The organism is Mucilaginibacter gynuensis (assembly GCF_039541195.1).
GTDB classification, from domain to species: Bacteria; Bacteroidota; Bacteroidia; order Sphingobacteriales; family Sphingobacteriaceae; genus Mucilaginibacter; species Mucilaginibacter gynuensis.
Genome location: NZ_BAABFT010000003.1, coordinates 56900 through 72520 on the forward strand (window position 1 = coordinate 56900; position 15621 = coordinate 72520).

Consider the following 15621-nt stretch of genomic DNA (forward strand, 5'->3'; position numbering starts at 1 on the left):
ACGCCTGTTATATGATAAAAAAGCTCAGTTATTTATCTATTTTATTTATTTCGATACTGCCCATAGTCGCCAATGCGCAAAAGGTAAGTACGCCTGCACAAAGTTTAAAACTGTGGGATGATAAACCCGCCAAAGCCTGGATGACAGATGCCTACCCTATGGGTAACGGCCGTATAGGCGGCATGGTTTTCGGTGGTGTAGCCCGCGAACATATCCAGTTCAACGAGATCAGCCTGTGGACCGGCGACGAAACCAATACCGGCGCGTACCAGGCCTTCGGCGACCTGTTTGTTTACCTGAAAGGTAAAGATACTTCGGCCGCTACGCCTGCAAATTACCGCAGGCAACTGGACCTGAATACATCAACCCAAAACATCAGCTATACCGAAAACGGAATCACTTACCAGCGTGAATATTTTTGCAACTTCCCCGATAAGGTGATGGCGCTTCATTTTACAGCCAATAAAAAAGGCGCTTATTCGGCCATTGTACAATTAAAGGATGCGCATGGCGCTACCGTAACTGCCAGTGGTGCCGCTTTGCAAATTGCCGGTAAACTGGAGAGCGGCATGGCATACAATGCCCTTGTTCAGGTAAAAATAGAAGGAGGTACGGCAACTATTGAAGCTGACGGGAAAGGCGGTTCGCAACTCAATATTAAAAAAGCAGATGGCTTTACCATACTGCTCACCGCTGCTACAGATTACAGCAACAAACGCGAACAACACTGGAAAGGTGAAGACCCGGCTGTAAAAGTAAAAAGCGCTATAACCGCCGCCTCGGCTAAAACATACCCGCAGTTGCTTGCCGCTCACGTTAAAGATTACCAGGCATTGTTTGGCCGTGTGGCTATCAACCTGGGGAGCACCCCGGCTTCGGTACAGGCATTACCTACTTATAAACGACTCATCGCCTACAAACAAGCGCAGGACCCGCAACTGGAGGCTTTAATATTTCAGTTCGGGAGGTATTTGCTCATCAGCTCATCCCGCAAGGGCGGTTTACCGGCCAATTTACAGGGGCTTTGGAACGAGAGCAACAACCCGCCTTGGCGTTGCGATTATCACTCCAATATCAATATACAAATGAATTACTGGCTGGCCGAACCAACCAATTTGGCCGAATGCCATTTCCCTTATCTCGATTATATTAACAGTATGCGCGAGGTGAAAAAGGAGAATACCAAAAAGGAATATCCTGGCGTACGCGGATGGACGGTCAAGACCGAGAACAATATATTCGGTGGTGAAAGCTTTTTGTGGAACACGCCCGGCAGCGCCTGGTACGTGCAAAATATATGGGAGCACTATGCTTTCACTAAGGATAAGGCATACCTCAAAAACTTCGGTTACCCTATACTGAAAGAGATCACCGAGTTTTGGGACGATCACCTGAAACGCCGCGCGGATGGTACGCTGGTATCGCCGATGGGCTGGTCGCCCGAGCATGGGCCAACCGAAGATGGTGTAACCTATGATCAGGAAATTGTGTACGATCTGTTTACCAATTACATTGAGGCAGCCGATGTTTTAGGGCTGGATAAAACCTACCGCAATCACGTTGCCGATATGCGCGAGCATCTGCTTAAACCAAAAATTGGCAAATGGGGACAATTGCAGGAATGGGAAACAGATCGCGACGATCCGAAAGATACGCACCGCCATGCTTCGCACCTGTTTGGTTTACATCCGGGCAGGCAAATAAGTATAACGCAAACCCCCGACCTGGCTAAGGCCGCCAAAGTGAGCTTAACCGCTCGCGGCGACGAATCAACAGGTTGGTCGATGGCCTGGAAGATGAACTTTTGGGCACGCCTGCAAGATGGCGACCATGCCTATCTCATCCTCAAAAACTTTATTACCCTGGTTGGCGGCGATGGCGTTAATTATGATAACGGCGGCGGTATGTATGCCAACCTTTTCTGCGCGCATCCGCCGTTTCAAATTGATGGCAACTTTGGTTATACCGCAGGTGTGGCCGAAATGCTGCTGCAAAGCCAAACCGGCGAAATTCAGTTACTGCCCGCCCTGCCAAAAACATGGGCTACAGGCAGCGTAAAAGGTTTACGCGCCCGCGGCAACTTCGAAATAACAGATATGGTTTGGAAGAATGGTAAAATAGTTAAGCTCAGCATCAAATCACTATCCGGCGGCGATTGTAATCTGCGTGTACCTAATAGCCTGAAGGCTGCTTTTAAAGCAAACCCAGGCAAATCAACAGGCGATTTTACCTATGGTTTTAAAACACAAGCAGGTAAAGTATATAGCTTTATTGCTGGGTAAATAAGATAGGTTGTTTATTAAAAAGACTGATTTATGTAATATAAATCAGTCTTTTTAATTTGTGTGTTTTAGTAAAATACAGATTGCGTAATATTGTACTCCGAAATGAGAGCAAAAATACGCAGACACGTTACTACCGCTAAACACATCTTTTACAAAGAAACGCTGATCGATTTTAAAGAGCATTTGTGGACGTTCATCGGTTCGTTTTTAGGCATCGGAATTATCGGTTTTCTTAACAGCAGGCATCTTAATGCTAACGATAACCTGTTCCTTATCGGTTCTTTCGGCGCTTCATCAGTACTTATATATGGTATCATTAACAGTCCGCTGGCGCAACCGCGCAACTTAATTGGCGGGCACGTCATCAGCGCGCTGGTGGGCGTTACCATCCATAAATTTGTACCCGGCGAAATTTGGTTTACAGCGGCCCTTTCGGTTTCAGTCGCTATCGTTTTAATGCAGATCACCAAAACACTGCACCCTCCCGGTGGCGCAACGGCATTGATAGCCAATATTGGTTCGCCAAAAATTATAGCGCTTGGATACTGGTATGTGCTAAGCCCGGTATTCAGCGGGGTGATGATACTGTTGCTGGTGGCTATAATTTGCAACAATGCCACATCACACAGGCAATATCCCCGCAACAAACATTGGTTTAAAGTTTGGAAACGGAATTATAAGCATTAAGTATTTACCGCTGGTTTTATAAGTAAAGATTTGTAATTGCTTACAAGCATAACCGAATCGAAAAATAAAAGTTAATGCTTCTGATTATGCCGTTAATTGCCTTTATTTGAAGAAAAAACCGCTTATCACATGCGCTACTTCACATCTCCCCTTAAAACCAGGTTATCAGGTTTTATCTGTCTTTTAATTTTTAGTTTCATTATTTCATCCTGTGCAAAAAAAGCATCTGACGAGGAAGACTTACAGGCTGAACTCAATATTGAGGTAAATGACGCCACCAAATGGACATTAACCACGCCCGACGGTGAAGTATCTGCGGGCGCTACCGTAAACCTTTACCGAACCAAACAAGAATATAAAGATGCCAAACCGTACAAAACCGCTACAACCAATACCGAAGGAGTAGCCGGTTTTACAGTACCTGCAGGCAATTACTTTATTGTCGCCGAAAAAAATAGCGGAAGCAAACTGCTTACCAGTAACATAACAATTGAAACGGTAAATGGTGCCGACAAAGGCTATGCGCTTGATGGTATATTTCAAACTAAGGCAGAAATAACGGCTGCTCCTATACAAACATATGCCAAGCCCGGCAACTTTAAAAAGAAAGATATTAATGGCGATGGCATTGTAAATGATCTGGATTTGGTAGAATTGCCATATCTATCCACAACCGTAAAAAATACTCCAAATACCAAGGTGCGCATATTTATAGGCAGTACAGATAATGTACCCGGCAATGCGGTGAGTACCGTTGCTGATCTGTATAATATTTTAGATGCTACTGTTGAATCAGTATACAATTTTCAAAAGCAATTAACACTGGTGGATGAAATAGTAAGCGGAGAAGTGTCTTGTGATGGTAACTTATCCGCTTTTTGTTCGCTAAGCAACCGGCAAAATATCAGCCCGGCTGATGCAAACCTCTTAACACTTTGGAATTTAGGTTTAACATCGGTTACCAAAGCCAATACGGTTTTGTATTATGCTTCATATATTGACCTTGCCGCCAGCGATAAAAAACTAATAGAGGCAGAGGCCAAAGCTTTAAGAGGCTACCTATACTTTATGCTGGGGGCTTATTTTGACAGGGTGCCAATTGTAACTGAGCTTATAACAGACCCCAATGTTAGGTTTAACTTGCCCGAACCCGGCGAAGTTTCTATACAGGCAATTGCCGATCTAAGGCAAGCTGAAGCTGATTTGCCGCTTACCTGGCCAACGGAAAAAAGGAATTACATTAGTAAGTACGCGTGTAAGGGTTTAATAGCTAAACTTTTATTAAAATACCAGGGTTATGATGATGCTTTGGCAAAGGCCAACGAAATTATAAATAGCAATAGGTATTCTCTATCGGCCGATACCAATGCTGTATATTTTGATTTAAACGACGGCGAAGTGCTATGGAATGCAGGTAAGAATGAAAATGAAACCTTTTTTATGAACTACCTTGGCCGTGCCAAATACCAGCCAATATTGAGGCTTTCAGAAATTTACCTTATAAAAGCGAATGTATTAACGGAAAAGCAGCAGCTACACGACGCGTATAATGTATTAAAGATATTGGTAGACAGGAAGCAGAACCGCTTTTTCGATGATCAAACTGTTTTGTTATATGCAAGACGTTCTTTAAGCGAAGTATGGCAATATGAAATGCGTAACGAAGGCAGCCGTTATTTTAACCTGGTACGATGGCAAACCGTTTGGCATGAAGGGCCCATCGCGCAGTATAGATTGGTACTGCCCATACCGCAACATTTTTTGGATACTAACCCTGGTAACACACAAACCTATGGTTACTAACATGTAATAATATTCTACACCCGTCTTCGCGCTTTTCCCCGTCAACATTGGGCCTGCTTTTACCTGAAGCTTTTTTGCAGATGGCTATGCATTTTTCCGGTTCAAAGATGTAGTGAGGTGATTTATACAATAGATGGGCATGGTCGGTTATATTTTCATTACAAAAAAATGCTGCAATATAATGTGCGGATAGCAGAGCCTTTGCCATAACAAACCTACATTCTCCCTTTCTCTTCATCAAGCGCGTTGTCTTTATGTTTGCTCTTGCGGGCAAAGGTATCGCTGCCGAAGTTATAAGTAAAGGCGATGCCGAACCGGCGGGTGTCTGATTCGCCGGTTTGATAATAGTAAGCCTGTTTCAGCGCTACGGAATTGTTGCGGTATTTCCAGCTGTGAAAAATATCCTCCATCACCAGCCTGATGCTGCCTTTGTCTTTCCATATCTTTTTTTGCAAACCCGCATTAGCGCGTACCATGGCGGAAGTAAACGTTTGCCCGTTCAAATCGCGACTGGAATAATAACCACCCAATTCTGCACTCCAGCCCTTGCCGAATTGCAATTGGTTTAAGACATTGATGCGTGCCGCAAACGTCGCGGGGTTAAGCTTTTCGCCATACGCCTGTCCGTTAAGGCCCATGCGCGAAAGCAGCACATCGGTATTAAAAGTCCACCACTTGGCGGGTGAAATATTTAAACCCGAGTTGAACAACAGTATATAACCTTCTGATACGTTTTCGGGTTTGGTGATAAATCTACCCTCAACCACATTGGTGGTTTGAAAAATTACATTGGTGAAACGATTATAACTTAACCCGGTTCTGAAGGTTTGTCCGTGCTGATATTTCAGCTCATAGCGGTATTGGTATTGCGGGTTAAGTTCGGGGTTACCCAAACTGTACGAATACTGATCGCGATAAAATAAGAAAGGATTCAATAGCTGATAATTAGGCCGGTTAATACGGCGGGTAACAATAAACGACAGCGAGTTTTTTGATATTGTGTCCAGTTTATAATTAATAAATACGCTGGGGAAAACCTGTGTATAATCTTTATTGAACGCACTCGCTCCGCCAGCCTCATTGCCCAATTGTAGTCCGTTGGCGCTGGTATGTTCGGCACGCAGGCCCGCTTGGATGCCAATTCGTTTCCATGCCTTTTGCCCGGTGATGTAAGCAGCAGTAAAATCCTCGCGATATTTAAAATGGTTGGATCGCCCGTTATCAATAATTTGTTCGCCGTTAACAAGCTGATAGTAATCGGACGGATTATCATTGCTCACCCAGCTCCATTTAATGCCGGCTTCCAGCTTCGCCTTGTTCTTTAACGGGTGCACGTAGTCGGCTTTCGCCGTATAAATATTCATGGTTGATGGGAGGCTATACAGGAAGTTATCGCTGTGTTTTAAAGCCCCATCCGGTAAATAAACCAGGTTTTGTAAGTTCTGTTCCCCATCGGCTGTGTAGCGTAAGTAGTTAGCATCGGCAGTAATTTCGCGCCCTGTTTCACCAAAGCGGTGATAAAAGTTGAGGTTGGTATTCAAGTTATCGCGGCTGTCCCGGGCATCGGTATAGCTGTTGCCGGTGCTATCGGGTATAGTGATGCCATAATTAATATTACCGGAGTTGAGCACATTATACCGGGTGCTGTGGTTATAACTTACCTGCATACCATAGGTGGTGCTTTTAGTTGGCGCGTAATCCATACCTATATTGGTATTAATGCCCTTGCCTTTGTTCTGCTGGTAATTATTGAGTAATAAACGGTTAGTTACATTGCCATCGGTATTAAAAAAGCTGCGGTTATAAACATCGTCACTATAATTTTTATCATAGCTATAACCCAAGTTACTAAATATGTTGAGCTTATTGTAATTGTAATTAAGGTTGAGCGAATTGTTATTACGCGGAAGTTTACCCTGTGCGTAGCCTGATGACAAACTGCCGGTAAAGCCACTTTGCCTGTTCTTTTTGAGGCGGATATTGATCACTCCGTTACCTGCGGCATCGTATCGGGCAGGCGGATTATCCATCAGTTCAATCTTATCCAGGTTACCGCCGGGGATGGATTTCAGGTAATTAGCCAAATCAGCAGCCGAAAGGTAAGTTTGCCTGCCATCTATTAACACCAGCACACCAGCACGGCCGTTTAAACTGATCTCGCCACCGGCGTTCACGGTTACTCCGGGCGTTTTCTCCAGTACTTCGAGCGTGTTGCTGCTTGCGCTGCTCAGCATAGCGGCTACATTAACAACGGTTTTATCAATTTCTGTTTGTATCAGCGGGCGTTTCGATTTAATGGTGACCTCATTAAGCCCAATCTTTTTGGTGGCTTTTGAAGTATCATTAGTTTTATTGCTCCCCGTTTGTGCTAAACTTAATAAAGGGGCGAATAATATAATCAGGAAGAGGAGGGACGTTTTCATGTGCAGGTACTTTTAGTATTTGTTTATTGATGATGCAAATATTGAGGGGCGGCAACCGGCAGCGAAAAAAATATGTTGTACCTTGTTGCCTGGGTGACGAAAGCCTTAATTGAGGTGTTGGGCAGGTTTAAAACCTGTTTTTAGCTATTGGTCACCGGTTTTGCACTATCCGTAAGCAAGTATTTTGCAAGCGGATCATCTTGCACAGCTTTGCTATATGATTATCGAAGAAATTAAAACAGTAAACAAAAATGTACCGGCCGGGGCAGCTAAACCTACCGGCGGCTTTTTTGTAAGTAAGCTCTACTTTTTTGGTGGAGTATTGGCCGGCATCCCGGTGTATGTAGCCATAGCGCCGTATATAAGGTCTATGGATATCAGGAAAGATGAAATTGTTTCTCTTTCATGTACCATAGCATTTATAATGGGAGTTTTTACCGGGCGATACATGTCGCAAATGTGGGCCTCAAAATTAAGGACGGTACCGGTTTATGTGTTGGCGGCATTGGCTTTTCTTGTTTTTGCCTGTATGGCTTGGTTATTTTTTCATGCCGATTTCCCGCTTCATGGCCGCCCTGCTATTAACCTGATGATGTTCGCGTTACCGCTGGTAGTGGTCGGCATTACTTTTGGGGCTATCATTAAAATAGCGCATTCGGTTACATCCAATCAACTGGTAGCCGCGCAGCAGGAGGCCGACCATAGCAAGAGCGAATTATACCTGCTGCAATCGCAGTTAAGTCCGCATTTTTTGTTTAATACGTTGAATAACCTGTACGGGCTTTCCATTACTTCGCATCAGCGCATCCCGCCATTACTGCTCAAATTATCGGAGTTGCTGCGTTACTCGGTTTATGATGCAGGCGAAATTTATGTTCCGCTAAAAAGCGAACTGGCTTACATCAATAACTATATCGAGTTTGAAAAGATACGTATTGGCGACAGGCTGCAATTAACTACCGATATTGAAGATATTGCTGATGTCGAAATACGCATTGCACCCATGCTGCTGATCGTATTCATTGAGAACGCTTTTAAGCATTCAAAAAACACGGCGTCGCCCGAAGTTTTTGTAGATATCAAACTAAAAATATGGGCTAATTCTATATTGTTCTCGGTAAAAAATAGTTTCGGTACCGAAGAGCAGCAAGAGAGTGTATTGCCGCAAAGTAATGGCTTTGGGTTAGCAAACGCGCGTAAACGGTTAGAACTGCTATATCCGAACGCGTACGAATTGAACATCAATGATAACGGGAATTTTTATACTATTGATCTGCAATTAAAGATAAAAAAATGAACATCCTCAATTGCCTTATTGTAGATGACGAGCCGATAGCGCGGGATATTATTCAAAACTATTGCAGCCATCTGGATTATTTGCATGTGATAGCCGGCTGCGGCAACGCGCTTGAAGCTAAGGCTATTTTGCAATCGCAAGCTATCGATATTTTGTTTCTGGATATCAATATGCCGGTTATTGATGGGGTGTCATTCGCCAAAACGTTGAAGCATCAACCTCAAATAATATTCACCACCGCTTATAAAGAGTACGCCGCGGATGCCTTTGACCTTGCCGCATGCGATTACCTGTTAAAGCCGTTTTCGTTCGAGAGATTCATCATCGCCATTGATAAAGCCATGGAGAAATTACAGCCGGTATCATCGCCAAAAAGCGCAGACAACGATAGTGTTGCCACCAATAAAGCCGATGATTTTATTTTTATTAAAACCGACGGCCGGATTTACAAAATAATGCACCACGATTTGTTATACGCCGAAGCGCAAGGCAACTACACCAAAATTGTGACCGCTGTTAATACGCTGATGCCCAAAATGCCATTCTCGAACTTTGAAGAGCAATTACCGGATAGCCTATTTTTGCGCACTCACAGGTCATTCATTATCAATAAAGCCAAAATAGGTCATATAGAGGGCAACCGTGTTTTTATTAATAATACTGAAATACCCATAGGCAATAACTACCGCGAACAATTATTGAAACAGCTTGGTTTTTTAAAGTGAATACAAGGCTATAGTAATAAAGCGCTTAGTTAATTACATTTGCCTTACCTATGATTATAAAAACCTTACCCCGCTACGCGTTCGTCTGCTTGTTTTTACTGATATTTTCTGCCTGTAATAGTGATAAAAAGGAGGAGGGTTACCTTGCTATCCCCGATCCGAAAACACTGGGTGAAACCTTTATTACCAATACCGACGGACTGCTGAATAACGAAACGGTAAGCACGCTGAACCAAACATTGCAAGCACTCGATCAATCGGGCAAGGCACATATTGATGTGGTGGTTGTAAAATCCATTGGCGACGCGGTACCCAAGGATGCCGCCACAACCTTGTTCAGAAAGTGGAAGATAGGCGATAAGGAAACTAATAACGGCTTGCTGATACTGATAGTGAACGATCAGCACCGTATTGAATTTGAAACAGGTTATGGCCTGGAAGGCGACTTGCCGGATATTGTTTGTTACCGCATACAGCAGCAATATATGATTCCACATGCCAAAGCCAATGACCTCGACAGGGCGGTGCGTGAAGGTGTAGCCGCTGTAATAAGGCAGCTAAGCACTGGTAATGCCCAACTGGCCGATAGTACGGCTACGGATACCGCCACATCGGGCGCGGTAGCCATTACCGATTCAACAATGCAGGATATCGACTTGCCTTCCGGTGCGCTGGAAACAACCAGCTTAGTTAATAATAACTACCAAGAGCGTGAGTTACTGGATGGCTTCACCATAGCTATCGGTATAGTGTTTTTAATACTCACCGGTATTATCGATTTCCTTTTATATGGTTACCGTATTAAACGCAGACTGGCCAGCCTCATGTTTTGGCTCACCTTCTTGTTGCCGATAATAGTGGCTTTGTGCCTTAACTGGTTTTACCCGGTAAGCTGGTTTAATGGGCGTACCGCGTTGGTGTTTTACATAGCCATCAGTATTTATCTGTCCTTCCATTTTTTAATTGTTGGTAGCAAACTTGGTGTGCAGCTTAAGGGGAAAGACCGCTACGAGCAATACGTAGCCCGTAACCAAAGACACTACAACATGGTTTGGAGCGTGTTTATATTCCCCCTGCCTTTGCTGGCGGTGTACTGGGTTATTTATCACCGCATTATGTACAAATTGCGCAATACGCCCTATGCCTGTAAAGCCTGCGGTACGGCCATGCAAAAACTCTCGGAAACCGACGACGACAAGTACATTCAGCATGGGCAAAAAATAGAAGAGAGAGTAAAATCGGCAGATTATGATGTATGGACTTGCCACGATGAATCGCACGAGAAATTGATCTACGTTTACAAAAACCTGGGCAGCAGCGCCAAGGAATGCCCCAAATGCCATTATCTTACCTTGATGCCCGATGGTAAAGAAGTAGTTTCAGCCGCGACTGCTTCGTCAGAAGGGTGGGGCTGGAAACTGAAACGCTGCCACAATTGCGACCGCCGCGAAAAGGAACGCTATACCATACCCAAAGTATCAAGCTCATCGTCCTCATCCGGCGGTGGCTCATCATCCGGCAGTAGTTTCTCATCAAGCAGCGGCGGTTCGTCCGGCGGTGGCGGCGCGGGTAGCAGCTGGTAATGATTTCACAAAAGCTTTGACAACTTTTTAAAAGTTGTCAAAGCTACTAACGCCGTCAAAACTTATTATACACCATCAAAGCCTCCGCGAAACTCCGTGCAAAACTCCGTTACCTCCGCGGTAAAATCTAAAATCATATTTCTAATTTTATACTGACTACTAACCACTGGCCATTAACCATAGACTATCGACCATCGTCCATGGTCCCCCTCGTTAATTTCACACAACAGGTAGTTAAATAAACTTAACTAAAGCAACGGCAATCGATTGATTTTTATACCGAAGAAAATTTTATGAAAAGAAGAGAAGCAATACGCAGTTTGGCCGTGGCAGCGGCGGCCTTTCAGTTTTCAAAGGTATTGGCGGCAGGTAACAGCGCTATGCCTGGCGGGGCTAATGTATTTGAACCTACATGGGCTTCATTAAGTGCATACAAGGTGCCCGATTGGTTTAGGGATGCCAAGTTTGGTATTTGGGCGCACTGGGGGCCGCAATGCCAACCCGAACGTGGTGATTGGTATGCCCGTGGAATGTACGAGGAGGGGAGCGATCAGTATAAATATCATGTACAAAAATACGGGCACCCCTCAAAGTTTGGATTTAAAGATGTGATTAACGAGTGGAAGGCCGAAAACTGGCAGCCCGAGGAGTTAATGGCTTTATATAAAAGCGCGGGGGCCAAATACTTTATGGCATTGGCTAACCATCACGATAATTTCGACCTGTACGATAGCTCGCACCAGCCCTGGAACTCTGTAAAGTTAGGGCCTAAAAAAGACCTGATAGCAGGCTGGGCCAAAGCCGCCAAAAAACAGGGACTACCTTTTGGCGTAACGGTGCATGCCGCCCACACCTGGACCTGGATGGAAACCGCCCAAAGGGCTGATAAAAACGGGCCTTATGCCGGTGTACCTTATGATGGTAAGCTTACTGCCGCAGATGGTAAGGGTAAATGGTGGGATGGTTTTGATCCGCAGGAATTGTACGCCCAGCAACATGCTTTAAGTGCCGAAAGTCATAATAATGGTTCTATACATAGTCAATGGAATTGGGGCGATGGTGCCTCGCAACCAACTGATGCCTACATCAACAAATTCCTGAACAGAACGGTGGAATTAATAGACAAATACCAGCCCGAACTAATCTACTTTGATGATACCGCATTACCCTTATGGCCAATAAGCGACGCGGGTTTGAAAATAGCTGCCCACATGTACAACCAAAGTATAAAACGCAATGGCAAGCTAAAGGCTACGGTGTTTGGCAAAATATTGGATGAGCAGCAACGTAAGTGCATGGTATGGGATATTGAGCGCGGCCAAAGCAATAAAATAGAGGAGTTTGCCTGGCAAACCGATACGTGCATAGGCAGCTGGCATTACGACAGGCGCATATTTGAGCAAAAGGGATACAAGAACGCCAAAACGGTGATCCACACACTGGCCGACGTGGTGAGTAAAAATGGCAACCTTTTACTCAATATCCCTTTGCGGGGCGATGGCAGCATAGATGAGCAGGAGCGCGAAGTGCTTACCGGCATAGCCGCCTGGATGAAGGTCAACGAAGAATGTATATTCGGTACCCGCCCATGGAAAACGTTTGGCGAGGGACCGGCACTGGCATCGGCAGCACCATTGAGCGCGCAGGGCTTTAACGAGGGTAAAGGCAAACCATTCACTGCCGAGGATATTCGCTTTACCACCAAAAAGGGTAAGCTGTACGCTATATTATTGGGGGTACCGGCAGGTGGTGAGGTATCTATCACTTCATTAGCTAAAAAAGAAGGCAATACAGCGAGCGTAACTAAAGTAACCTTGCTGGGTTATAATGGCAAATTAGAGTGGAAACAGCAATCTGAAGGTTTAAGTATCACATTCCCGGTGTTACCTGTTGCTGCACAGCATGCCGTGGTTTTCAGTATAAGCGGCGTAGTGTAAGTTTAACTTACCCGGCAATACCAAGCCTGTAATTCAGCGGACTTTTGCCCGTGATATTTTTAAAACAGGTATGAAAGCTTGAAAAATTGTTAAAACCGCTCTCAAAGCAGATTTGTTTTACACTGATTCGGTTTTCCATCAGTAATTTACAGGCATATCCTATTCGCAATTCATTAATAAATTGCGAGTAGGTTTTGCTGGTTTTCGATTTAAAATACCGGCAAAACGATTGAGGTCTTACACTGGCTACATCAGCAATGGTATCCAAAGCTATCTTCTCCCTAAAATGCGCGAACGAATAAGCATAAATAAGATTGATACGTGCTTTATCGGCCTCGTCAAACACCGGCCTAAACCCTGCGGAGGAGAGCCACGCTTTTTCGTTGCCGCTTATTTCTATCAGCGCCTCTATCAATAACAATATGCGCATAGGGCCGTGGCTGTGTACAAGCTTCTCCATTATGCAGGCTACGCGTTCGGCTGTTTCTCCGTGTATCTGCAAACCCCTGCCTGCGGCTTCAAGCACTTGTTTTATGCACCTGTTTTCGGGGAGGTTTAAAAACTGGTCGCTCCAAAAATTATCATAAAAGTGGATAACGGTAGAGTAGGGACCGTTATTAGTTTCATCAGCGGGAGTGGTGTCTTCATCATATTTCCAGTAATGAGGCAGGTTTTTGCCCACCAAAACCATGTCCCCTGCGCTAAAACGCTTCATGTTGTCGCCAACAAACTGTGTTCCGCGCCCTCTGTGAAAATGGATCAGTTCTATCTCCGGGTGGTAATGCCAGTTGTTGTTAACGTTAGGCAGCATGTCTTGCCTCACATTAAATGAGTATTCGGGCTGGCTGTTTACTTTTAATAATTGCGGTTTCATTATTGGTTTATATGGCTAATTTACATTAAAAGATTACAAATGATCAATAGAAGGTTAAATTGACTTAATAGCTGGTTAACTACCTGTAACATTACCCACGCGCAGGTAACTTAATTTGAGCTATCGAAAAACCATTTTTCCCCGATAAATAAATGAAAATATTAAGCTGCGTAAAACCTTATGAATTGCGTTACCTCGAAAGCCCTGTTCCCCAGATACCGCCGGGACATGCGTTAATTAAGATAAAACGTGTTGGTGTTTGCGGTACCGATCTGCATGCTTTTGAAGGTAAACAGCCATATTTTAATTATCCCAGGGTGCTGGGGCACGAGCTATCGGGCGATGTCGCAGAACTGAATGGCGTATCCGATTTTAAACCTGGCGAAGCCGTTACCATAATCCCTTATTTTAATTGCGGTAATTGCGGGGCTTGCAGCGTGGGTAAATACAATTGCTGCGTGCGGCTTAAAGTATGCGGTGTGCACCAGGATGGCGGCCTTGCCGAATATCTTGTTGTACCCATATCCTCACTGGTGTATGGGCAAGGCCTGGGTTATGATGAACTGGCTTTGATAGAACCATTTGCCATTGGCGCGCATGCGGTTAACAGGGCTGGTATTAACAGTGATGATACCGTTTTGGTGATGGGCGCGGGGCCAATCGGTATGGCATGTATAACGTTTGCCAAACAAAGCGGCGCCAAAGTAATAGTAGCCGACAGGAATGCTTTCCGTTTGAATTTTTGCACTACAGTGTTAGGTGCTGATTTGGTAATAAATATTGAAACAGAAGACGCGCTTGCTTTACTGAACGATTATACAAATGGCCAAATGCCTTCGGTGATAATGGATGCTACCGGGAACCTTGCGGCAATTAACAGCGGCTTTAATTATATGGCGCATGGCGGTAAATATGTGCTGGTTGGCTTACAGGGCGGCGATATCAGTTTTAGTCACCCCGAGTTTCATAAACGTGAGGGAATATTGATGAGCAGCAGGAATGCTTTGCGTGCCGATTTCGATCAGGTTTTGGCATCAGTTGTGTCGGGTAGCGTACAATTGCACAGTTTTATTACTCATAGGTTAAATTTTGTCGAAGTAGTTTCAAAATTCTCGTTGCTGCTTTCTCCAAGCGAAAATGTAGTAAAAGCAATAGTTATCTTATAATAACTGTGAAGTTTTTGTGAATAAATATTGAGTAATAAATGTGGTCAAAAATGTATAACAAATTTATTTCTACCAAATAGCACGCCAAAAAATATTTGGGTAATTATTTGCCCAGTGTGTAATTTATTGCCCGTTTTGTTGTCTCTAATTTCCCCTGTTAGATGCCCCAAATTATTAATTTAACATTAGTAACAATAAACAAGGCATTAAATGCCAATGTATTAACTCAAATAGTGGTTTTTTTCGTTTTTGCTAATAAAAAGGTTAAAAGGCACGAAAATTGAATAGTTAATATTGCATTAATACCCCTAATTAAAATGCGTTAATAATTATATATACCCCCGGCATATTTAATAACCCTTTTGTAATTGGAGCGGAATTATGATAAAGCATCACGGTCAAATTGTAGAGCGATTAGTTAGAAGAAAAAATTACAGTATTACCGACCTGGCCAGGCAAACGTCTGTAAACAGGGGTATGGTGTACCATTGGTTCAATCAAAAATATCTGAAAGCAGATATCATTTTCCAGATTGGATGTGTGCTTGAGTATGATTTTTCGGTGGATTTCCCTGAATTTTTTACCAAGAACGATTTTAACAACCCTGAAAGTTATCGCAGGCAAAGGCCTACGTTAAGGGCGCCACAGGAGCAGTCGGACGCTAAGGTATGGAAAGACAAATACCTGTTCCTGCTCGAAAAATACAGCCAGTTACTAACTGAAAGAGCTGTTTATTAACCGCCTTTTTGGCGACACCTGTGATTGATACTGGCTGCGATAATTCGTTATTGCAAATGCCGTTTTTTAACTGTTTGTACAGGCTAAGCTGTTTCGTAGCTTA

General features: G+C 44.0%; 11 protein-coding genes. 9 read left to right on the plus strand and 2 right to left on the minus strand.

All coding sequences use genetic code 11. The annotated features are described in order from the left end of the window. The first annotated feature begins 11 nt into the window (after window positions 1-11). The 3 genes from ABD894_RS06845 to ABD894_RS06855 all read left to right on the plus strand — a co-directional run bounded on the left by ABD894_RS06845 (window position 12) and on the right by ABD894_RS06855 (window position 4775). Entirely contained in the window at window positions 12-2282 is a 2271-nt protein-coding gene (locus tag ABD894_RS06845; RefSeq protein WP_345210255.1) for a glycoside hydrolase family 95 protein, read from the plus strand. Window positions 2283-2387: 105 nt separating this feature from the next. Beyond that, on the plus strand, window positions 2388-2972 hold the full coding sequence (locus ABD894_RS06850; RefSeq protein WP_345210256.1) for an HPP family protein: 585 nt from the start codon (window positions 2388-2390) through the stop codon (window positions 2970-2972). 129 nt (window positions 2973-3101) lie between these two features. Next, window positions 3102-4775: a RagB/SusD family nutrient uptake outer membrane protein gene (locus ABD894_RS06855; protein ID WP_345210257.1), complete on the plus strand. Its 1674-nt coding sequence runs from the start codon at window positions 3102-3104 to the stop codon at window positions 4773-4775. A 215-nt stretch (window positions 4776-4990) separates the two neighbouring features. Here the strand turns inward: ABD894_RS06855 and ABD894_RS06860 are convergent, their stop codons facing one another. Continuing rightward, entirely contained in the window at window positions 4991-7198 is a 2208-nt protein-coding gene (locus tag ABD894_RS06860) for an outer membrane beta-barrel protein (RefSeq protein WP_345210258.1), read from the minus strand. A gap of 217 nt (window positions 7199-7415) precedes the next feature. Here ABD894_RS06860 and ABD894_RS06865 point away from each other — a divergent pair, with 217 nt between their 5' ends. From ABD894_RS06865 to ABD894_RS06880, 4 genes are all read left to right on the plus strand, one after another. Beyond that, window positions 7416-8495, plus strand: coding sequence for a sensor histidine kinase (locus ABD894_RS06865; protein WP_345210259.1), 1080 nt, complete (start codon window positions 7416-7418; stop codon window positions 8493-8495). Continuing rightward, the gene (locus tag ABD894_RS06870) at window positions 8492-9220 is read left to right on the plus strand and encodes a LytR/AlgR family response regulator transcription factor (protein ID WP_345210260.1); all 729 of its coding nucleotides are present in this window, start codon (window positions 8492-8494) and stop codon (window positions 9218-9220) included. The genes ABD894_RS06865 and ABD894_RS06870 overlap by 4 nt, the downstream gene beginning before the upstream one ends. 50 nt (window positions 9221-9270) lie before the next feature. After that, window positions 9271-10803 carry a TPM domain-containing protein gene (locus ABD894_RS06875; RefSeq protein WP_345210261.1) on the plus strand — a complete coding sequence of 511 codons (1533 nt, stop codon included), beginning with the start codon at window positions 9271-9273 and terminating at the stop codon, window positions 10801-10803. Between the two features lie 293 nt (window positions 10804-11096). Then, window positions 11097-12740, plus strand: coding sequence for an alpha-L-fucosidase (locus ABD894_RS06880; RefSeq protein WP_345210262.1), 1644 nt, complete (start codon window positions 11097-11099; stop codon window positions 12738-12740). Between the two features lie 7 nt (window positions 12741-12747). Here the strand turns inward: ABD894_RS06880 and ABD894_RS06885 are convergent, their stop codons facing one another. Beyond that, on the minus strand, window positions 12748-13614 hold the full coding sequence (locus tag ABD894_RS06885; RefSeq protein ID WP_345210263.1) for an AraC family transcriptional regulator: 867 nt from the start codon (window positions 13612-13614) through the stop codon (window positions 12748-12750). Between the two features lie 152 nt (window positions 13615-13766). On the opposite strand from ABD894_RS06885, the gene ABD894_RS06890 reads away from it, so the two are divergent. Beyond that, window positions 13767-14780: a zinc-binding alcohol dehydrogenase family protein gene (locus ABD894_RS06890; protein WP_345210264.1), complete on the plus strand. Its 1014-nt coding sequence runs from the start codon at window positions 13767-13769 to the stop codon at window positions 14778-14780. Between the two features lie 381 nt (window positions 14781-15161). Further along, the gene (locus tag ABD894_RS06895) at window positions 15162-15518 is read left to right on the plus strand and encodes a helix-turn-helix domain-containing protein (protein ID WP_345210265.1); all 357 of its coding nucleotides are present in this window, start codon (window positions 15162-15164) and stop codon (window positions 15516-15518) included. Window positions 15519-15621 lie beyond the last annotated feature (103 nt).